15 protein-coding genes are annotated in these 19,822 nt (G+C 66.1%); 2 read left to right on the forward strand and 13 right to left on the reverse strand.

All coding sequences use genetic code 11. The annotated features are described in order from the left end of the window. Window positions 1–330: 330 nt before the first annotated feature. Both BLS55_RS04730 and BLS55_RS04735 read left to right on the forward strand, forming a co-directional pair. Window positions 331–825 (forward strand): C40 family peptidase, encoded by a 495-nt coding sequence (locus BLS55_RS04730; protein WP_092153210.1) that lies wholly within the window; start codon window positions 331–333, stop codon window positions 823–825. A 430-nt stretch (window positions 826–1,255) separates the two neighbouring features. Further along, window positions 1,256–1,837 (forward strand): MerR family transcriptional regulator, encoded by a 582-nt coding sequence (locus BLS55_RS04735; RefSeq protein WP_092153211.1) that lies wholly within the window; start codon window positions 1,256–1,258, stop codon window positions 1,835–1,837. 342 nt (window positions 1,838–2,179) lie between these two features. Here the strand turns inward: BLS55_RS04735 and BLS55_RS04740 are convergent, their stop codons facing one another. From BLS55_RS04740 to BLS55_RS04805, 13 genes are all read right to left on the reverse strand, one after another. Then, on the reverse strand, window positions 2,180–2,449 hold the full coding sequence (locus BLS55_RS04740) for a ubiquitin family protein (protein ID WP_257243134.1): 270 nt from the start codon (window positions 2,447–2,449) through the stop codon (window positions 2,180–2,182). Window positions 2,450–2,526: 77 nt separating this feature from the next. Further along, window positions 2,527–3,495 (reverse strand): hypothetical protein, encoded by a 969-nt coding sequence (locus BLS55_RS04745; protein WP_092153212.1) that lies wholly within the window; start codon window positions 3,493–3,495, stop codon window positions 2,527–2,529. A 250-nt stretch (window positions 3,496–3,745) separates the two neighbouring features. Beyond that, window positions 3,746–4,216 (reverse strand): ribonuclease HI, encoded by a 471-nt coding sequence (gene rnhA, locus BLS55_RS04750; protein WP_092153213.1) that lies wholly within the window; start codon window positions 4,214–4,216, stop codon window positions 3,746–3,748. A gap of 371 nt (window positions 4,217–4,587) precedes the next feature. Next, entirely contained in the window at window positions 4,588–6,882 is a 2,295-nt protein-coding gene (gene recD2 / locus BLS55_RS04760; protein ID WP_092153215.1) for an SF1B family DNA helicase RecD2, read from the reverse strand. 7 nt (window positions 6,883–6,889) lie between these two features. Continuing rightward, window positions 6,890–7,987 carry a chorismate synthase gene (gene aroC, locus BLS55_RS04765; protein WP_092153216.1) on the reverse strand — a complete coding sequence of 366 codons (1,098 nt, stop codon included), beginning with the start codon at window positions 7,985–7,987 and terminating at the stop codon, window positions 6,890–6,892. 261 nt (window positions 7,988–8,248) lie between these two features. Then, window positions 8,249–8,644 carry a (deoxy)nucleoside triphosphate pyrophosphohydrolase gene (locus BLS55_RS04770; protein WP_092153217.1) on the reverse strand — a complete coding sequence of 132 codons (396 nt, stop codon included), beginning with the start codon at window positions 8,642–8,644 and terminating at the stop codon, window positions 8,249–8,251. Window positions 8,645–8,992: 348 nt separating this feature from the next. After that, entirely contained in the window at window positions 8,993–11,017 is a 2,025-nt protein-coding gene (locus BLS55_RS04775; protein WP_092153218.1) for an ABC-F family ATP-binding cassette domain-containing protein, read from the reverse strand. Further along, on the reverse strand, window positions 11,014–12,192 hold the full coding sequence (locus tag BLS55_RS04780) for an NAD-dependent epimerase/dehydratase family protein (RefSeq protein ID WP_092153219.1): 1,179 nt from the start codon (window positions 12,190–12,192) through the stop codon (window positions 11,014–11,016). The genes BLS55_RS04775 and BLS55_RS04780 overlap by 4 nt, the downstream gene beginning before the upstream one ends. Next, the gene (locus BLS55_RS04785; RefSeq protein WP_092153220.1) at window positions 12,189–13,349 is read right to left on the reverse strand and encodes a hypothetical protein; all 1,161 of its coding nucleotides are present in this window, start codon (window positions 13,347–13,349) and stop codon (window positions 12,189–12,191) included. The genes BLS55_RS04780 and BLS55_RS04785 overlap by 4 nt, the downstream gene beginning before the upstream one ends. Before the next feature lie 2 nt (window positions 13,350–13,351). Then, window positions 13,352–14,281 carry a dihydroorotate dehydrogenase gene (locus tag BLS55_RS04790; protein ID WP_092153221.1) on the reverse strand — a complete coding sequence of 310 codons (930 nt, stop codon included), beginning with the start codon at window positions 14,279–14,281 and terminating at the stop codon, window positions 13,352–13,354. Window positions 14,282–14,470: 189 nt separating this feature from the next. After that, complete coding sequence (locus BLS55_RS04795; RefSeq protein WP_092153222.1) at window positions 14,471–15,280, reverse strand: iron-sulfur cluster-binding protein; 810 nt, start codon at window positions 15,278–15,280, stop codon at window positions 14,471–14,473. 344 nt (window positions 15,281–15,624) lie between these two features. Next, window positions 15,625–15,873 carry a hypothetical protein gene (locus BLS55_RS04800; protein ID WP_092153223.1) on the reverse strand — a complete coding sequence of 83 codons (249 nt, stop codon included), beginning with the start codon at window positions 15,871–15,873 and terminating at the stop codon, window positions 15,625–15,627. Window positions 15,874–16,067: 194 nt separating this feature from the next. Further along, window positions 16,068–19,667, reverse strand: a complete 3,600-nt coding sequence (locus BLS55_RS04805) for an FAD-binding and (Fe-S)-binding domain-containing protein (RefSeq protein WP_092153224.1) — start codon at window positions 19,665–19,667, stop codon at window positions 16,068–16,070. Window positions 19,668–19,822 lie beyond the last annotated feature (155 nt).

Raw genomic sequence — 19,822 nt, forward strand, 5'->3', positions numbered from 1 at the left:
TGCCGCAGTGAACAAGCAGCCCGGCGCAGGGCCGAGACTAAGCGCAGGGCGCGGCAACTGGGGACGCCATGCGGGGGAACCAGGACGCTAAACGCAAGCCGGACCGCCACAGCGCCAAGCGGCGGGAAACGGCACGCGGGGCAACAGCAAGCGCCATGCTCCGACAGCGGCGGACACAGCCGCAAAGGCGCAAGCGCAGCCCGGTTGCGCAAGGTGCGCAGGGGGAGCGGGGCTTTCAGACCGCCAGAAGGGCGTGTCGCAAACGGAACAGGCGGAGACCGGGGCGGGGAAAGGGGCCCCGCGGGCATAACGCAAAGGAAGGGAAGAGCCATGAACAGAAACGCGGTTGCCAAACTGGCGCGCTCCGCTGCAGCGGCGGGGCTCAGTGCGCTGTTGCTAAGCGGCTGCGGTCTGCTGGGCCGGAATGTGGACACAGGCCCCACGCCAGAGGCCGCCAGGGGCGTCGTGCGCACCGCGTATGCCCAGATGGGCAAAAATTACCGCTCCGGCGGCGCGTCCCCGCAAAAAGGCTTTGACTGTTCCGGCCTTATCTGGTGGGTGTACAACAAAAACGGCGTCAAAGTGCCGCGCATCACTGTGGACCAGGCCAGGGTAGGGCAGCCCGTACCCCGCGAACAGGTGCGGCCTGGCGACATTGTGGTCTTCCGCACGGGCTCCAGCCCCCGCGGCCTGCACACGGGCATCTACGCCGGGGGCAATTCCTTCATCCACAGCCCCCGTCAGGGCGAAAAAGTGCGCATGGAAAACCTGGATATTCCCTACTGGCGCAGCAGGCTCATCTCCGTGCGGCGTGTAGTGCGCTGATCTCCCCCCACGCCGTTTCCCCCAGGGCATCCTTGCCCCGCACGCCGCACCGGCGCGTCAAAAGCGCAAAACCACAGGCGCGTCGCGCATGGGCGGCAACCCGCTGCGCCGGGCTCGCCGCCAGAGCAACAACGCAATCTTTTTCAGGCAAAAAACGTGGGCACAAGAAACCTGCGCGCTGGCAATATGCGCAAGGGCGCAAACGCAGCCCGGCTGCGCGACTGCGTCCGGCGCAGGATGCCGCCTGCAGCCGAAAAAAGCGCCAACAACAGCAAGCTGCAAAAAATAAGGCCTCCTGCTTGCCAAGGCACAGCTTTTTGCTTACGTTTTTCAAAAACGCAGCAGCGTAATCCAGGTGCGTTCTGCATACCGTGCCGCAAGGCCGACAGTAGGGCGAAAACGGGCAATACCGCTGGCGCAAGGGGGACGTATGGCGCGCAAAGCCACGGCAACGGCAAGCCTGTTGAGCATTGCGGATATTTCACGCCATTTTTCCCTGCCGGAATCCACCACCCGTTACTACTGCAAGCGCTTTGCCGCCTATATTCCCAGCGTGGGCGAAGGGCGGCGACGCCGCTACCGCCGCGAGACCCTGGAGGTCATTGCCGCCATTCTGGAGCAGATGCAGAAATCCCGCACGGCCGCGGCCGTGGAGGAGGCCCTGCAGGCCCGCTTTGCCCGCAATGCGCTTGCCGTGTCCCCCGCGGCGCTTACAGCCGCCCCGGAACCGCCCGCTACGGCATTCCCCGCGGCTGCGCTGCAATTGCTGGAGCGACAGACCGTGGCCGTGGAGGCCATCGCCGCCATCCTGCGGCTGCTGGCGGAGCGCCTGCCCGCAATACCGCAAGCCCCCGCTCAGGCGCAGAACAACACGCCGCCTCAGGCCCTGGAACAGGAAGTTGCGCATCTGCGCATTTTACTGGAGGCTTCGGAAAAAACGCAGCAGGCGGATCTGGAGCAATTGCGGCAATGGATGGGCCGGGCGCTCCGCAACCGCGCAAATTCGGAATAAGCTCGAAAACCGCGCAGGGCTGCGCGCGCAAACCGTCCGCCGCAAAGGCGCGTCGGCATGCGGCCTGTGCGGCAAGCCCCGTAGCGCACCGGCCTTGTTTACGCATGGCTTCCGGCAAACCGGCCCGCCTTTGCCCCCCAGCGCCTTCGTTGCGCCCCACCTCGACAGGCAAAGCCGGCTGCTCCGACAAAAACGCCACGGCATTTCAATTTTGCAATGCCGTAGCGAGCTGCGTAAGCAGACGCCCGCCGTGAGGCGTAAGCGCAATGTTTTTGCGCTGGCAAGCGCCAAAATGGGCGTACCGTAAACTTTGAGAATGCAGATTCTCAAAGGGAATCTGCCCTAACCGGAAGACGTAACCTTGCGCACCAGCAGGGCATCCCCCGGCCAGATGCGCCTGTCCGGCGTCAGCAGCTGGCCGTCGCGGGCCACCAGGGCGGTCTCCTCAGCCAGCCCAAGGGCTTGCAGCAGTTGCCGCGCCGTCTTGGGCCGGGGCAGGGAAAGCAGGCTTTCCTCAGGCTGCACCAGCACGGTCACCCGCGCGCCCGTGTGTTCCGGCCGCAGCACCTTGGGCTGCGGCAAAGCCGTTGCGGTCAGGGGTTCTGTGTTCACAGGCTCCTCACATCTATCATAATATTCTTATTTTATTAAATTTATAAAAACTACAGCCGCCCAGCCAAGGCCTGCGCTCAGGCCCGCCCGGCATAATAATAGAGCACGGTCACCAGGGCCATGCTGGCGGCGCGCAGGCCCTGATTGGCCAGGATCAGCCGCAGGGCCAGCGCAGGGCGAAAAAAGCCCGCATAGGACGGGAACTGGTGCCGGATGGCCCGCATGGGGGTAGAGAGAATATTGCCCACCATCAGGGCCAGCACCACATCCCGCGCCGTCAGGCCGCCGGTATGCAGCACACTGCCTGCCGCGCCCAGGGCCGCGCCTAGCTCCGCCGCCAGGTGCAGCACGATGATGCCCATGGCCTGCGGCTTGAGGAAATCCAGCCAGCCCATGTGCGCGGCCAGCCACTGCTCGGCCAGGTCAAAAAAGCCATAGCGCTGCAAAAGGTACATAAGCACATAGATGGGCGCGGTAAAACAGACCAGCCTGGGCAGGCGGCGCAAAAACCGCCGCCAGGCCTTGCGCAGGGCCGCGGGCCAATCCGTGGGGCCGCCTTCCCCTTGCGTGCAGACCAGACAGCCCGCCGGCGGCACGGGCAGCAGGCGCCGGGCCAGCAGCACGGTAAGGCCCGTGCGCCCGGCCGCGGCCAGCAGGGTCAGGCCCACATAAATCAGCGCGGGGAAGCCCAGCACAGGCCAGGTCAGCAAAAAAATGGTGGGCGTGTGTACCAGGTAGGCGGGCAGGCTGTTGAACAGATTGGCCAACATGAGCTCCCGATCGGAAATTTCGCCCCGCTGATGGCTCTGCGAAAGCAGACCGTTGGCCGCCGCCGGAGAAACAAAGGCCAGAGAAAAGCTCGCGCCCGCCACTTCGCGCAAATGCGCCATCCTGGCCAAGGGCGCGGCCAGGCGGGCCAGATGCCGCGTCCAGCGCAAGGCTTCCAGCAGATTGGCCACCAGCAGCCCAAAGGCCAGCCCCAGCAGCAAACGCAGCAAAGGCCGGCCCAGCGCGCTCCAGATTGCAGCAAACGAAAGCTCTTCCATCAAACCTTCCTGAAACATTCTGCCCTAACCGTCCAGGGCATTTCAATTTTGCAATGCCCTGGCGGTGGTATGCGCAGACGCCAGCCGTACAGGCGCAAGCGCAGTTTAGTTGCGCTGTTACATGCGCGGAACGCGCGCGCAGATTAACGTTGAGAATGCATATTCTCAACGTTAATCTGCGCTAAAACGCGGCGCCGCAAAGCCCGCCACAGGCCCAAAGCCCCAACACACGCCACGGCAAAGCCCGACCTTACACCGCATACCCGACGTCCGGCGGGAGATCGCGCCGCCCGGCCTGGGTGCGGGCCAGCACGTCGCAGCGCTCGTTTTCCGTGTGGCCGGCATGGCCCCGCAGCCAGTGGAAGCGCACCTGATGCCGCTCCAGCAGGGGCAGCAGACGCTGCCACAAATCCACATTGAGCACCGGCTTTTTGTCCGCCTTGATCCAGCCTTTTTTCTGCCAGCCCCACAGCCAGCGCTTTTCCACGCTGTTGCGCACATACTGCGAATCCGTAAACAGCTCCACTGCGCAGGGTTCCTTCAAGGCCGCAAGGGCCTCCACCACCGCCAGAATTTCCATGCGGTTGTTGGTGGTGCGGGCGTAGCCGCCCGAAAGCTCCCTGCGCGGCCCCGCGTCCTCCAGGCAGAGCACTGCCGCCCAGCCGCCGGGCCCAGGATTGCCCAGGCAGGAACCGTCCGTATGGATAACTACTTTTTTCATAGGATACTATCTCACGGGATTTGCGGGGGAGGGATCCTTATGAAAAAGGGTCGCCTCCCGCGCCCCCTTTTCCTGGAACAGGTTTCCTTTGAGCATAGGCATTCTCAGGTCTACGCCCCGCGCGTTCCGGCGCTTACCAGCGCAGATGCCTTGCGCTTACGCCTGCACGGCGCGCGGCTGCTCCCGCGCCACGACAAATTCAAAGTAAAACGGCTCTGCAGCTTTTACGCCCGCGCGCGGCTTTAAGCACACCCCTCCACCCCGCGCGCCGCCTGGGCAGAGAAAAGTTTTTTGAAGGGTGGGGGCGTGGGGGAGGGGGACTTTTGTACACAAAAGTCCCCCTCCCCCACAACACTTCCCCTTTCCTCCATTCACCCTTCCGGACGCAGGCGGCGGGCCAGGCGGGTGTAACGCTTGCGGGTGCGGTTGTTTTTGACGGCCATGTGCAGGGCGCGGGCTTCGCCCACCAGGATAACCAGGCGTTTGCCGCGGGTAACGCCGGTATAGATGAGGTTGCGCTGCAGAAGCACATAGTGCTGCATCATGATGGGAATGACCACGGCCGGGTATTCCGAGCCCTGGGATTTGTGGATGGAGATGGCGTAGGCCGGGGCCAGCTCGTCCAGCTCGTTGAAGTCGTAGGGCACCACGCGGTCGTCAAAGGTGACGCTCAGGGTGCGGTCTTCGGGGTCCATATGGGTGATGCGGCCCATATCGCCGTTAAAAACGTCTTTGTCATAATTGTTGCGCACCTGCATGACCTTGTCGCGGAGGCGAAAAGCGCGGTCGCCCCGGCGCACTTCCAGCCCGTGGGGGTTGAGGGCCTCCTGCAGGCGGGCGTTCATGCGGCCCGCGCCCACAGCGCCCTTGTGCATGGGGGTGAGCACCTGGATGTCGTCCACGGGGTCCAGGCCAAAGCGGCGGGGGATGTGGTTGCGCACCAGGTCCACCATAAGATCGGCGGCGCGCTCCGGATCGCTCTGATGGATGAAGTAAAAATCCGAAAGGCGGTCTTTGCTGGATTCCAGGGAAGGCGCCTCGCCGCGGTTGATCATGTGGGCGTTGCAGATGATGGAGCTTTCCGCCGACTGGCGGAAAATTTCGGTCAGTTCCACCACAGGCACGGCCCCGGAGGCAATGATGTCCGCCAGCACGTTGCCGGGGCCCACCGAGGGCAGCTGGTGCACGTCGCCCACCAGCACCACGGTAGCGCCCAAGGGCACGGCCTTGAGCAGGTGGTAAAAAAGCAGGGTGTCCATCATGGAGGCTTCGTCCACCACCAGCAGGCCGCAGGCCAGGGGGTTATCCTCATTGCGGGCGAAGCCGTCCTCCTTGGGGCTGTATTCCAGGAGGCGGTGGATGGTGCGGGCCTCGCGGCCCGAAGTTTCGGCCATGCGTTTGGCGGCGCGGCCCGTGGGCGCAGCCAGCAGGATGCGGGAGCGCACCTGCCCGAAGAGGCGGATAATGGCGTTGATGATAGTAGTTTTGCCCGTGCCGGGCCCGCCCGTGAGCACCATAACCTTGCTGCGGGCGGCAGTGCGCACGGCCTCCAGCTGCTCCGGAGCCAGACGGATGTCCAGGCCCGCCACCACCGCATCCACCAGGCTGTCGGCGTTCTCAAAGCGCACGGCCTTGGGCGAACGCAGCAGGCGTTGCAGGTAGAAGGCCGTTTTGGCTTCGCAGTGGTAGTAACGCCGCAGATAGACGCCGGTTTCTTCGGCCGCGGGCGCGTCTGCCGCGTCAGGGGCGTCGTCCGCCTGCGCGGCCAGGTCGGCCGCGGGCGGCTCTGCGGGCAGGGTCTCGCGCACGATGCGCTCCTCCGCCTCCAGGGCGTCCAGGGCCTCCAGCGCCAGGTCCGCATCCACGCCCAGCTGCGCGCACACGCTGTCCAGCAGCACGGGCTGGGGGAGGTAGACGTTGCCCTCGTCCGTGGCCTTTTGCAGAACGTAGAGCACGCCCGCCTGCACGCGCAGGGGGCTGTCATGGGCGAAGCCCAGCTTGTGGGCCGCGGCGTCGGCGGTCACAAAGCCTATGCCGTGGATATCCATGGCCAGGCGATAGGGATTTTCGCGCACAATATCCAGCGCTTCCGCGCCGTAGGCCCGATAAACGCGCACGGCGTAGGCCGGGGTGATGCCGTGGGGCTGCAAAAACAGGAGCAGGTCGCGCATGCCGCGGTGTTCCGCCCAGGAGGCGCGGATGCGCTCCAGGCTCTTTTTGCCCACCCCGCGGATGGCAAGCAGACGTTCCGGGGCCGTATCCAGCACGGCGATGGTTTCCGTGCCGAAGGCCGCCACAATGCGTCCGGCCAGCTCCGGGCCCACGCCCTTGATCAGGCCGGAGGCCAGATAGAGGCGGATGCCCTCGCTGGTGGCGGGCAGCACTTCTTCCGCCGTGCAGAACTCCAGCTGCCGGCCGAAGCGCGGATTATTGACCCAGCGGCCGCCTACCTTCAGCTGCACGCCCGCCTGCGGCGTGACCATATGCCCCACGCAGGTCACGGCATCCCGGTCGCGTTCGCGCGCGCCCTCAGGCGGCGTGGGCGCAAGGCGCAGCACCGTATAGCCGTTCTCCTCGTTGTGGAAGACCACGCGCTCCACCGTGCCGGTCAGTTCCACGGCGTCGGGATTGCGCAGCAGGGGCAGGTCGTTGTCGGGCGTCGTCATGGTAAGGCTACCGCGTCAGGTCCATGCGCAGCTGCAGCAGCAGGGCGTCCGCCAGGGTCAGGGCGGTCATGGCCTCCAGCACGGGCACAATACGCGGGATGGCGGCCAGATCGTGCCGCCCGCCTATAAGCGCCTCCGCGGCCTGGCCCTGCTTGTCCACCGTCTGCTGCCGGATGGCGATGGAGGCAATGGGCTTGACCGCCGCGTGCAGCACAATGTCCTGCCCGCTGGAAATGCCGCCCAGAATGCCGCCCGCGTGGTTGGAGGCAAAGCGCGCCGCGCCGGGGCAGGGCGGTTCCTGCGGCAGCAGGGGATCGTTGTTCTGCGTGCCGCGCAGGGCCGCAGCGCCGAAGCCCTCGCCCACGCTGAAGCCCTTGACCGCGCCCACGCTCATGATGGCGTGGCCCAGCAGGGCTTCCAGCTTGTCAAACACGGGCTCGCCCAGGCCGGCGGGCACCTGCCGCGCCTCTACCCGCACGATGCCGCCCAGCGTGTCCCCGGCCTTGCGGGCCGCGGCCACAACCTTATCCCACAGCGCGGGCATGGCCTCCGTGGCCGCGCAATACGGGCGGTTGCGCGCGCCTTCCAGGTCCAGCGCGGCCCAGTCCTGCACAGCCACGCCGCCCAGGGCCACACAGGCCCCCAGCACCTCCACCCCGCGCAGGGCCAGAATCTTGCGCGCAATGACGCCGCCCGCCACCCGCGCGGCCGTTTCCCGCCCGGAAGCCCGGCCGCCGCCGCGGTAATCGCGCACGCCGTTGTATTTTTTGAAATAGCCCCAGTCCGCCTGCCCCGGCCGAAACACCTCGGCCAGGTTGCCGTAGTCCTGCGAGCGCTGGTCCTCATTGGCGATGTAAAAGGCAATGGAGGTGCCCGTGGTCACGCCCTCAAACACGCCCGAAAGCAGCCGCACCGCGTCCGCCTCCTTGCGCTTGGTGGCCGTGGGGCCCTGGCCGGGCTTGCGGCGATCCAGCTCTTTCTGGATATCCGCCTCGCAGAGCGGAATGCCCGCGGGGCAGCCGTCCAGCACGCCGCCCAGGCCGGGACCGTGCGATTCGCCGAATGTGGTCAGGCGCAGCGCGCGCCCAAAAGTGTTGCCTGCCATATGCGTCCTCGCTTTGTGGGGGGGAGGGAGGTTTTTGTGGGAGGAGGGGAACTTTTGTGAACAAAAGTTCCCCTCCCCCCACACCCCCCGCCCTTCAAAAAACTTTTTTCTCCTCAGGGAATGCGCCAGACGTACCCTGGATGGACAAATGCAGGGGAGATGTGCGCCCGCCGCCGTCAGCAGCAAAAAACGCCCGCCCGCAAGGCAGCATACCCTATCCGGGCCCGGTCCGAAACCGGTCGGCAAAAGGCCCCGATGCGGCTACTCCGGCTGCGCCAATTGCCGCAGCACGCCCGCATCCGCAGGCAGAAAATCCAGCTCGGCCGCCTCCGCCGGGCTGATCCAGCGCAACTGCTGCCCCTCTTCAGGGCAGGGCTCGCCGCTGAAGGCCGTCACATGAAAAAAGTGCAGCCGCACCTGCAGGCCGCGCTCCGCATAACAGTGCTCCACCGTGCGCCACAAGGCGGCCTGGCGCACGCCGATGCCCAGCTCCTCGGCCAGTTCCCGCCGCAAAGCCTGCTCCGGACGCTCCCCAGCCTCCACCTTGCCGCCGGGGAACTCCCAGTAACCCGCCAGGGGCTTGCCCTCCGGCCGCTGCGCCGCCAGAAACAGCCCACCCCGCCAGACTATGCCCGCCGCCACCGCAATCTGCCGCATGCCTTCGCTCCTGGGCAAAAGAATGTTGCGGGGGAAGGGAATCGTTTGAGCGCTGCTGTCTTCGCCCGTAACTTCCTGCGTTGCAACGGGCCAGGGCATTGCAACTTTGAAATGCCCTGGCGGCTGCGTGAGCAGACGCCCGCTGTGGAGGCGTAAGCGCAAGTTATTTGCGCTGTTAAGCGCCGAAACGAGCGTGCCGTAAACTTTGAGAATGCCAGATCTCAAAGGTAATCTGCTCCAAGCTGACCAACAGCTTCCCTTTTCCCACGTCCCCCATCCATTCAAAAAACCTTTTGCGCTGCCGTAACGCGCGAACCGCGCGCCGGGAGATCCGCCCGGAAGCGGCGCTTACTTTTCGCCGTCGGCCGCGTCCGCCCCGAAGCGGGCGCGCGCCTGCTGCAGGGCCTCCTCAAGGCGCGTCATCTCTTCCAGAATCTCTTCGCTGCGTTGCTTGCAGGCGTCGAACGCGCGCAGCAGCTCATTGGAGCGGCTGTGGTCCGCGTAAACCTGCGGGTCGGCCAGCTGGGCCTCCACGGCGCTCTGCTCTTCCAGGACCGCAGCCAGTTCCTTTTCCTGTGCGGCATAGCGCTCCTGCAGGGGCCTGAGCTCCTTGTGCAGGGCATTGCGGCGCGCGGCCTGTTCGCGCTTAAGGCGCTTCTGCTCTTCACGGGAAAGGGCGGGCTGGTCCTTGGGGGCTGCCTGCTCCGCCGCGCGGCCGGATTGGGGGCCCGTCGCGCCCGGACCGGATTTAGCCGCGCCCGCGGGCTGGGTCAGACGCGCGCGCCGGGCCGCATCATAAGAGGAAAAATCAGGGTAGAGGTCCAGGCCGCGGCGGGTCAGCTCCCAGGCTTCCGCGCCCACCTGGGAGAGCAGCCAGCGGTCATGGGCCACCATGAGCAGGGTGCCGTCAAACTTCTGCAGGGCGCTGATAAGGGCCTCGCGGCTTTCCAGGTCCAGGTGGTTGGTGGGCTCGTCCAGCAGCAGGAAGTTGCAGCGCCTGAGGAACAGGCTTGCCAGCACCAGTCGGCTTTTTTCACCACCCGAAAGGGCGCTTACCTGACGGTCAAAATACTCCTGCCCCAGCAGAAAGAGGCCCAGCACGCTCATGAGCTCTTCTTCCGTGGTGCGCGGATCGGCCAGGCGGCGGATCTCGCCCAGCACGGTGGTGTCCGGCCGCAGGGTGTCCATCTGATGCTGGGTGTAAAAGCCCAGACGCAGCTGCGGGGCCGTGACCACATTGCCGCCGCAGCGCTCCAGCCGCCCGGCCAGAAGGCGCAGCAGGGTGGATTTGCCGCAGCCGTTGGGGCCCACCAGGGCCACGCGCTGCCCGCGATAGAGGGTAAAGGTGAGCGCGGGCCAGAGCTCGCGCCCGTCCTCAAAGCGGAAGGCCAGGTCCGCCGCGGCCAGGGCCACCTTTTCCAGGTGCGGGGCCTCCGGCCAGGTGAAGTTGAGCTCCTTGCGCTTGGGCTCCGGCCGGTAGTCCTCCAGCTGCTTCTCCAGCTTTTTTGCCATCTTCTGGCGGGAACCAGCCTGGCGGGCCTTGGTGGCCTTGGCCCGGAAGCGCTCCACAAAGGCCATCTTGCGGTTAAGATCGTCCTGCAACGCGCGGGCCTCGCGTTCGCGCTGGGCGTTGTATTCCTCCTGCAGGGCCAGAAACTGGGTGTAGGTGGCCTTGCGGAACACGGGCCTGGAAAGCCCCAGATAGAGCACATGGCTGCCCACGTTGTCCATGAACACCCTGTCGTGGGCCACAAAAACCAGCGCGCCCTTGAAATCCAGCAGAAAGGATTCCAGCCACTCCACGGCTTCCACGTCCAGGTGGTTGGTGGGTTCGTCCAGCAGCAGCACGTCGGCCCCGGCCGTGAGCACACGGGCCAGTTTGGCACGCTCGCGCCAGCCGCCGGAAAGCTCCCGCAGGGTACGCCCCCACTTGCGCTCGGCAAAGCCCAGGCCGGAAAGCACGGCCTTGGCCCTGTGCTCCGGATTGTAGCCGTACTGCGCCTCCAGCTCGGTCTGGCGCTGCATAAGCTCAGCCAGGAGCGCGTTGTCCTTGCGGGCCGCCGCGTCCTCCCACTGGGCCCAGAAGTCGTTCCAGTCGTGGAGCACGTCCAGCACATAGGTCAGCAGGGGCGTTTCCAGAGCTTCTTCGGAAAGCTCCTGCTCCACAAAGCCCAGGCGGCAGCCGCGCGGCAGCAGAACGCGCCCCGCGTCCGGGCTTTCCACCCCGGCCAGCAGGCGCAGCAGGGTGGATTTGCCCGTGCCGTTGGGCCCGCACACGCAGAGCCGCACGCCGGAATCCACCTCCAGCGAAAAATTATTGAAAATGTCCCGTCCGCCGAAGGATTTGGAAAGTTCCTGAATAGTGATCTTCACAGTTGACCCTCGCGGCGATAGCCCTCCGCGGCTTCACGCATGCCCGCCTCCAGCGCCACTTGCGGGGCAAAGCCCAGCTCGCGGCAAAGGCGGCTGTTGTCGCAGAGCCAGCCCACCTGGCGGGCTTCGCGGTATTTATCCAGATTCCAGTTGGGGGCGCGCCGGAGCCGCCCGCCGCCCAGAGAGCGCGGCCAGCGGGCCAGCAGGGCGTCGGCGCAGCAGGCCAGGCCGGAGCTTGCAAGCGCGGCCAGGGCCATGAGCGGCAAAGGCAGGCGGAGAATGCGCACCGGGCCCCTGGGCCGCCCTGTAACCGCGCGCACGGCTGCGCCCATAACCCGGCAGAACCCGGCCATGCTGTAAACCGCGCCGTCGCTGCAGTGATAGACCCCGCACGCCTCCGGCTTGCAGGCGCAGAGCACGGCCTGGGCCATATCCGCGGCGTGCACGGCGCTCACGGGGAAGTCGCGCCCCGCGCCGGGGCTCACGGCCAGGCCCAGCCGCACCCCACGGAACACGGGCAGCAGCCCTTTGTCCCCGGAGCCGTAAATAATGGGCGGCCGCAGCGTCACCAGGCGCGCGCCCAGGGCGCGGCCCAGAATCTGTTCCGTAAGCAGTTTGGACCAGCCGTAGGCCGAGACCGGGGCCGGGGGCGTCCCCTCCGTAACGCCGGGGGCTGTGGCGCAAGGGCCTGTGGCCGCCAGGCTGGAGACCAGCACAACCCGCGTCGGGCCCGCGTCGCCCAGGGCCGTGCAGGCCCCGGCCAGAGAGCGGGCCGCCAGGGCGTTGGCCCGCAGATAGTCCTGCCAGCCCAGGCCGAAGAGCAGGGCGGCCATGTGGATGCAGATATCCTGCCCCTCCAGGGCCGCCGCGAGCCCCTCCCCGGAGGACAGATCGGCCCGCGCCACGGCCGCGCCTTGCGGCAGGCCGTCCGTACGGGAGGTTGCCCGCACCAGGCAGGTGACCCGCGCGCCCGCGGCCAGCAGCTGCGGCAGCAAATGCCGCCCCACAAAGCCCGTGCCGCCCGTGAGCAGCACCTTTCTGCCCGCAAGCGCGTTGGGGCAGCTCCCCGCGCCGCCAGGGCGGGCTGCCGCACTGTGGGAAGCGGCCGAAGCTGCAGCGGCGCAGTCTGCCGCGGCCGGAAAGGGCTGCCGCGACGCGGCGGGGGCGTTGCTCATGAGGCGGCCTCGGCGTCGTCCGGCGCTTCCGCCGTGATTTCCCGCCGGTAAATGCGGTAGCGCTTGGTGATGCGGCCGGAAAAATCCTCAATAAGCTCATCCACGGCCACGTTGTCCTCCAGCACCCAGGAGCCTTCCACCCACTGGAATTCCGGCTTGCGCCGCGCCGTCTCCAGCATGTAGTCCAGAAGCAGCAAAGGCAGGCCCAGGAGGCGGAATTCCTCCTTGATGCCAAAGAGGATGATGCGATAGCCGCTGCGGATGGCCGCGCGGGAACGCCACCAGTGCCAGGGGGCCAGGGGGCCCAGGCCGCCGTTGAGGCGCTTGAGCAGGGGGTTCATGTCCGGCAGGGCCACCATGCCCGCGGCGGGCTCGTCCTGATGGAAGAAGAGCGCAAAAAACTCCGGATCCAGAATGCCGGAAAGCTCCTTGACGTGCTCCTGCGCCTCGCCCTCGGAAAGGGGCGCAAAGCCCCAGTTTTTGGCCCAGGAAATGCGGTAGATTTCCAGCATGGCCCGGATGTCGTCCTTGAGGGTGGCCTTGCTGGAGGTGCGGCAGGTGAAGCGGGCCTCGGCCTTGAGCCGGGCCACCTCCGCGCTGAGCCATTCCGGCGGGGTCATGCGGCTGCGCTCGATAAGGTAGGCAAAAAGATCCTGCTCCTTGCGCAGACGCCAGCTTTCCAAAAATTCCGCGTAGTAGGGCGGATTCCAGGGCATCATAATGGTGGGCGCGAGTTCAAAGCCGTCCACCAGCAGGCCGCAGGTATAATTGGTGGAGGGGTTGAGCGGCCCGCGCATGAAGTCCATGCCCTCATGGGCCAGCCAGCCGCGCGCCGCGTCCAGCAGGGCGTGGGCGGCCTCGCGGTCTTCGGCGCACTCAAAAAAACCGAAGGCCCCGCAGCGCTCCTGGGCGTAGCTGTTGTACTTTTCGTCCACAATGGCGGCAATGCGGCCCACGGGCACGCCGTCGCGCAGGGCCAGAAAAAGCTCGCGCCGGGCCGTCTCCCAAAAAGGATGCCGGCCGGGGGTCAGCAGGCGGCTGTCCTGGCTTTTGAGGGGCGGCGTCCAGGGGGACTCCGGAGCGTAAAGCCCGAAGGGCAGGTCCACAAAGGTCGCGAGTTCCCCTCCCGACCGCACGGGCGCAATGCAGAGCCCCATGTCTAGCTGTCCAGCTCAAGGCTGCCGCAGAACGCGGCCAGGTTGTCGATATTCAGACGCTGGCAGGCCGCGGGCAAATCCCGCGCCAGGGCAAAGGCGCAGTCGGGGCGCAAGAAGTTGCCCGTGCCCACCTGCACGGCCTGCGCGCCCGCCAGCAAAAATTCCAGGGCATCCTCGGCGGTGAGGATGCCGCCGACGCCCACTATCGGGATTTTGACCGCCCGCGCCGCCTGCCACACGCAGCGCAGGGCCACGGGCTTGATGGCCGGGCCGGAGAGCCCGCCCACCACATTGGCCAGACGGGGCCTGCGGGTCTGCACATCCACGGCCATGCCCAGGAGCGTGTTGATGCACGAGATGCTGTCCGCCCCTGCAGCCTCCACGCTGCGGGCCATCTGGGCAATATCCGTCACATTGGGCGAAAGTTTGACCATGATGTGCTTATCCGGCGCGGCCTTGCGCACGGCCTCCGTAACCTGGGCGGCCATGGCCGGATCCTGGCCGAAGGCAAGCCCCCCCTGCCGCACGTTGGGGCAGGAGACGTTGACCTCCAGGGCCGCCACGCCTTCCTCCCGGTTGAGGCGCGCGGCAAGCTCGCCGAACTCCTCCGTCGAGGCGGCGTAAATATTGACGATGACGGCTGTTTCCGCCCAGGGCAGGTGGGGCAGCTTGCGGACGCAGAAATCCTCCACGCCGTCGTTCTGCAGGCCCACGGCGTTGAGCATGCCCGCCGTGGTTTCCACAATGCGCGGCGTGGGATTGCCGGGCCGCGGCGTGAGGGAAAGGCCCTTGGTGACCAGCCCGCCCAGGGAAGCCAGATCGCCGTAAGAGGCGAACTCCAGCCCGTAACCGAAGGTGCCGGAAGCCGTGAGCACAGGATTCTTCAGGGTCAGATCGTGATTCTGTCCCTTAAGGGTGACGGAAAGGTCCATGGGTTCTCCACCGTCCGCAACGTTGGCGCGCGCGGCGCGGCACTCCGCGCCGGGGCGCTCCTGCGACGCGCATGGCCGGTTCGGGCGCGTCCGGGTCGGTTCGCGGCCGCAGCGGCGTCCGCCCCGGCCTGGGCGGCTCCCCGCCGAGGGGGAGCGGCCGCGCGCAAGACCGCCGCCGGTCGCGCCGCGTTACAGTTCTACCTGATCGGACCAGAATACCGGCCCGTGGTTGCACACCTGCACATAGCCCTCGCGCTTCTCAGGCACGGGCCAGGCCGCCGTAGTCTTGGTCACGCAGCCCAGGCACGCGCCCACGCCGCAGGCCATGCGGTTTTCCAGCGAAAGCTGGCAGCGCACGCCCGTTTCCGCGGCGAATTTCTGCACCGTGCGCAGAAAAGGCACGGGCCCGCAGGCCAGGACAAGCCCCTTCTGTTCGGCGTATTCGCCCATGCGCTCCTGCAGGGTGAAGATAAAGTTGTCCAGATCGCCGGGCACGGTTTCCCGCAGGGTGTCCAGGGGCACATGTTCGTTGATGCTGTCCACGGGGTAGCAGCTGAGGGGCTCCCGATGGCCGAAGAGCATGGTCAGGTTCCAGGGCTTGGGGTGCTCGCTCACATAGCCCACAAAAGGCACGATGCCCATGCCCCCGGCCAGGAGCAGGGTGGGGGTGTCCGGCTCCATGACGAAGCCGTTGCCCAGCGGGCCCCAGACGCGCACGCTGTCCCCGGCCTTAAGCTGGGCCATGCGCTTTGTGCCTTTGCCGCGCACCTGGAAGAAGCAGATCATGTGGCGGGCCGTCATGTGGCAGATGCCCAGAGGACGCGCCCAGGGGATGTCCAGCCCGAAATTGTGGGGGCGGAGCATCACAAACTGGCCCGGCTTCCACTGCGTCCATTCCGGACGGGCGAGCCGCAGGGCGAAGAAGCGGCTTTCGTGTCCTGTCTGGCCGAAGGGCACCAAGTCCAGAACCTCAAGCTCGCAGGAGGTTGGTTGCGACATATGTCTACTATAGGCGGAGAGCCCGGCCCGGTCAACAGGCCGAAGCGGAAAGGCCGGTGCGGCGGCGCGGGCCCCATAACGCCCCCCAAAGGGCCGGAGCGCCCACTGCAGCGCATCGCGGCTGCGACACAGGCGCGGCGACTGCGCAAACGGCCGCCCGGAGCAACTGGCGGGCCGGTTCGCCCCCGCAGGGGGGAGGGGGACGCCATCAGCGTTGAAATGCCGTGACGCCTGCGCGGGCAGACGTTTGCCGCGCAGACGCAAGCGAATGCATTATGCCGGCAAAAAGCCGGAACGGGCGGGGCGCAACCTTTGAGAACGCCTCTGCCCAAAGGCAAGCTGCGCTACAGACCCAGCAGGGCGAAGACGCGGCTCTGGCTGAGGTTGTGCGCGGCCAGCGCGCCCACGCTGTCCCCCAGGATCATGTTCTGGGTTTCGTGCAGCACGCCCTCGGCTTCTTCATCGGTGAGCAGATTGGCGGTGCTCAGGCTGACCACGTCCTGCACGGCGGCGGGGGCGGCGGAAGCCGCGCTCTCTTTGTCCGAAAGAAGGAAATTGAAGGGGTTGGCGGCGTTGATGCTGGAAATTTCCATGCTGGCGTCCTCGCATTTTGCGCGCCCTTGCGGGCGGAGGGGTCAAATTTGCCGCACAAGGGTGCGGACGCCGGGAAAGATGCAATTTGCGGGCCAGAAAACAGCCCCAGGACGCAAGGCCCCAGGGCTGTTCGCAGCATTGCGCACGCCGCAAGGCCCTTGCCCGACGACCAGCCGGGAAGAGCCGCCGCGGCTCAGGCTTCGTCCTCCTGCGCTTCTTCCGCCGCTGCGCCCGGCGTCACGGCGCTTACGTCCACCACGCGGACGTCGCCGCGGGTTTCGTTAACTTTTTTGCGGAAGCTCTGGCGGCGGTCTTCGCCGTCCAGAAGCCCGGCCAGCCATTCCATGACGTGCAGCACCGGGCGCTTCTCATGCATATTAATGCAGCAGCGGGCAATGCCGATCTTGCACGAGGGGCAGCCCACCACTACCGGGCCCTGGTAGCCGCCTTCAAAATCCTTGCCCAGGCGCTCCTGCTTGCGGGCCCGCAGCAGGTTGTAGATCTGGGGCGAGGTCACCGCGCCCATGCCCGATTCGCCGCAGCAGCCGGGGTTGAGGCGCACCTGCGCCCCGCTGAAATCGGAAAGCGCCCTGACAATCTGGTTCTGGCCCTTGATTTTGTGCACGTCGGCCCATTCGCAGTGACAGGCCCCGTGGTAGATGAGCTCCGCGCCTTCGGGCAGGGGCGCGCGGATATCCTCTTTGCGCAGCAAGGGCAGCACGATCTGGCCCACGTCGCGGATGGTCAGATCCGGGAAGAGGGTTTCCATGTGCATGCGCTCCAGGCCGTCGCGGCAGGAGCCGCAGGCCGTGGCCAGATGTTTGACGCTGAAGCCCTGTTTGACCAGGTTGCGCAGCATGGAAGTCAGGTACTGGCGATTTTGCGCCAGGTTGTCCTCAAAGGCCGTATCCATGCCCGCGGCCAGCAGGGGGAAGCCGCAGCAGAGGTGCCGGGGCGGCACGGCCACGGCAAAGCCCGCCTTAAGCAGGAGCAGGATGGAAGACATGCCGATGCGGTCGTAAAAAAGCGCCCCGCCGCAGCCGGGGAAGTAGAGCACGCAGGGCATGCCGGGCCTGGGCTCGGCGGGCGCGAAGACAGAGCCGCGGTGCAGCTTGAGGGCCTCGTAAAGATTGGTGTAGCCCATCTTGGGCCCCCGCCCGGAGAACATGGGGCTCTGCATGCGGCGCTTCCACATTTCCGGCACGAAGCCCAGCATTTTGTTCTGCATTTTCTGGCCCAGGGAAGCCATTTTGGCGGCCTTGGGCGCGCGGTGGGCAATATCGCGCGAGAGCCACTCCAGGGCGCGGTCCTTGATGGGGTGGCCGCTGGCACCTTCGTGCTCCAGCAGGGCGCGCAGGGTGAGGGCCACCTCGCCCGAGGGAATTTTGACCGGGCAGTTGGCCATGCAGCGGCCGCAGGCCGTGCAGTGCTCCACTAGGTCGCGCATGGCCTTGAGCAGGCGCTCGTCAATGCGGCCCTTGTTGACCTGGCTGTAGTAAACGGCCTCCAGCAGCATGCCCAGCACCATGTTTTTGTTACGGGGGTGGTACTGCATGGAGCGCTCTGGATAACACATGGCGCAGACCTGCTTGCACTTGCCGCAGCGCGTGCAGACCTGAATGGCCGTGAGCAGGCCGATGAGCTTATCCTTATCCGGCAGGCCGCTTTCGCGGATGTCGCGGATGAGCCGGTTGAAGGAGAAGGTAAAGGGCCGCACGGGCAGCTCGCGGTAGACGAGCTTGGCGGGGTTCATGACGTCGCGCGGGTCCACGCGCTCCTTGAAGGCCCGCAGGGCGTCCATTTTATCCTTGCCGAAGAAGGAAATCTTGGTGATGCCGATGCCGTGCTCGCCCGAAACCTCGCCGCCCATTTCCTGGCACTCGGCCATGACGCGGGCCGCGGTTTCCTCGGCCTCCTCCAGCATGCGGGCGTCGTTGGAGTTCACCGGGATGTTCACATGGCAGTTGCCGTCGCCCGCGTGCATGTGGCTGGCCACCACAATGCGGCTGGCCTCCATGTAGTCGCGGATGGCCGCAATTTTTTTGGCCAGGTGGGGATATTTTTCCTGCAGGGCCTGCAAAAAAACCGCAGCGCGGGCGGACATTTCCGTATCGGAAACTTCGCCCGCCGGCACGTCGCCCGAAGCGGCCTTGGAAACCTGTGAGAACTCGCGGTTGAAGTCCTTGTCCTCCAGGGGGAAGCCGGGCAGACGGCCTGCCTCCTGCAGGGCGTGGCGGTAGGCCGCGGCCGTGCATTCCAGGTTGATCTGCTCCAGGAAGAGGGCAAAATCGGGGATGCGGTCCATGGGGATGACCACGTCCTCGTTCATCTTAAAGCCTGAGGTGCGCTTGGCGATGGCGGAGAGCTTGTGGCGGTCCTCCCAGAAGCGTTCGGCCTCCTTGTCGTCCCCGGCCACGATGATATCCACGTTTTCCTGGCGCTCCACCACGCTCACGATGTCGCCCACGCACTTGTCCAGCAGGTAGGGGTCGTCGCCGTCCACCTGCAGGATGATTACCGAGATGGGCAGGCCCTCGTATTTTGTGGACTTGCGCTTGTAGTCAATGGCCTGGACGTACTTGGCGTTAAATTCCTCCATGGCCGAGAGGTGGGCGTAGTCGCCTTCTTCACGGATGCGGTTGCGCAGGGCCACCAGCTCGCGCACCACCACGGCCGCCGGGTGCATGGAACGGCCGAAAAATTCCAGCACCATGACCCGCTTGTACCTGGGCTTGGGGTGGATGATGAAGCAGGCCTCGGTAATGATGCCGTCCACGCCCTCTTTCTGCATGCCGGGCAGGCCGCCCAGCACCTTGTTGGTCACGTCCTTGCCCAGGCCGGGCAGGCGGATTTCATCGCCGCGCAAATGCACCACATTGCGCACGCCGCCGCTCACGTCCTTGACCACAAAGACGGCGGTTTCGTCCGGCAGGATCTTGTGGCGGGGATGGTTCTCCCGCTCCACGGTGATGATCTCGCCCGTGGGGGTGACCATGCGCCACCAGAGCAGGTTGTCCAGGGTGGTGCCGTACTCAAAGGCCATGGGGCCGCCGGCGTTTTCCGAAACGTTGCCGCCGATGCTGGAGGCCTGCTTGGAGGCCGGATCCACGGAGAAAAGCGCGCCGGCCTTGTCCACGGCCGTGGCCACGGCCTGGGTGATGGCCCCGGCCTCACAGGTGACGGTCATGTTTTCCAGGTCCACGGGCCCGATGCGGGTAAGGCGCGTCAGGCTGACAATGACCGTGCGCTTGCGCGCGGGCACGGCCCCGCCCGTCATGCCGGATCCGCCCCCGCGCGGGATGAGGGCAAACTTCATCTCGTTGGCCAGGCGCACCAGATGGGCCACCTGCTCGGTCGTATCCGGCTCCACCACCAGAAGGGGCAGCTCCATGCGCAGATCTGTGGCGTCCGTAGCCGATTCCACCAGGGCGGCCGGATCGGTGAGCACGCATTCGGCGGGCAGCATGCGCTGCAAGGCCTCAATGAGATTTTCACGAAAATCCGCCTCGGCCTCGTAGGCGGACCAGAACATGGTGATGCCCTCGCCGATGGCCGTGGCATAGTAGTGGGCCAGGGAGACGGATTCCTTCTCAAAGCTCTCCCGCACGCTCTGGCGCACGGTTTCGGCGTCGATAAAGGGGTTGTAGGCCACCAGGAAGAGCTCTTCGGCAATGGCGATGGCCAGGTTGCGCACCGATTCGGGCCATTCGGCAAAATCGTCGATGTTGATGCGCAGGATGCGGTTCACCACATAATCTGGGGCGATGGAAATATGCGGACCCTTGTGGGGCATGACGTGCTACCTCGTGAATTCCGGCGGGGTGCGCTCATGCCGGGCGCGGCGGCCCGAGCGGAGCGATCTTCGCCCTGGACGGCGGGGGCGCGGCCCATAATGAGCCGTCCGGTTGCGGGGGAAGCCTTTTTTCTACGTTGTAAGCCGCCGCTTGG

This window comes from Desulfovibrio legallii (assembly GCF_900102485.1).
GTDB lineage: Bacteria > Desulfobacterota > Desulfovibrionia > Desulfovibrionales > Desulfovibrionaceae > Desulfovibrio > Desulfovibrio legallii_A.

Excerpts from the sequence above, each read along its gene's own strand:
- BLS55_RS04805 (WP_092153224.1), bottom strand. The coding sequence starts at position 19,667 with ATGCCCCACAAGGGTCCGCATATTTCCATCGCCCCAGATTATGTGGTG.
- BLS55_RS04800 (WP_092153223.1), bottom strand. The coding sequence starts at position 15,873 with ATGGAAATTTCCAGCATCAACGCCGCCAACCCCTTCAATTTCCTTCTT.
- BLS55_RS04730 (WP_092153210.1), top strand. The coding sequence starts at position 331 with ATGAACAGAAACGCGGTTGCCAAACTGGCGCGCTCCGCTGCAGCGGCG.
- BLS55_RS04770 (WP_092153217.1), bottom strand. The coding sequence starts at position 8,644 with ATGCGGCAGATTGCGGTGGCGGCGGGCATAGTCTGGCGGGGTGGGCTG.
- BLS55_RS04745 (WP_092153212.1), bottom strand. The coding sequence starts at position 3,495 with ATGGAAGAGCTTTCGTTTGCTGCAATCTGGAGCGCGCTGGGCCGGCCT.
- rnhA (WP_092153213.1), bottom strand. The coding sequence starts at position 4,216 with ATGAAAAAAGTAGTTATCCATACGGACGGTTCCTGCCTGGGCAATCCT.
- BLS55_RS04795 (WP_092153222.1), bottom strand. The coding sequence starts at position 15,280 with ATGTCGCAACCAACCTCCTGCGAGCTTGAGGTTCTGGACTTGGTGCCC.
- BLS55_RS04785 (WP_092153220.1), bottom strand. The coding sequence starts at position 13,349 with ATGGGGCTCTGCATTGCGCCCGTGCGGTCGGGAGGGGAACTCGCGACC.
- BLS55_RS04790 (WP_092153221.1), bottom strand. The coding sequence starts at position 14,281 with ATGGACCTTTCCGTCACCCTTAAGGGACAGAATCACGATCTGACCCTG.
- recD2 (WP_092153215.1), bottom strand. The coding sequence starts at position 6,882 with ATGACGACGCCCGACAACGACCTGCCCCTGCTGCGCAATCCCGACGCC.
- BLS55_RS04735 (WP_092153211.1), top strand. The coding sequence starts at position 1,256 with ATGGCGCGCAAAGCCACGGCAACGGCAAGCCTGTTGAGCATTGCGGAT.
- aroC (WP_092153216.1), bottom strand. The coding sequence starts at position 7,987 with ATGGCAGGCAACACTTTTGGGCGCGCGCTGCGCCTGACCACATTCGGC.
- BLS55_RS04780 (WP_092153219.1), bottom strand. The coding sequence starts at position 12,192 with ATGAGCAACGCCCCCGCCGCGTCGCGGCAGCCCTTTCCGGCCGCGGCA.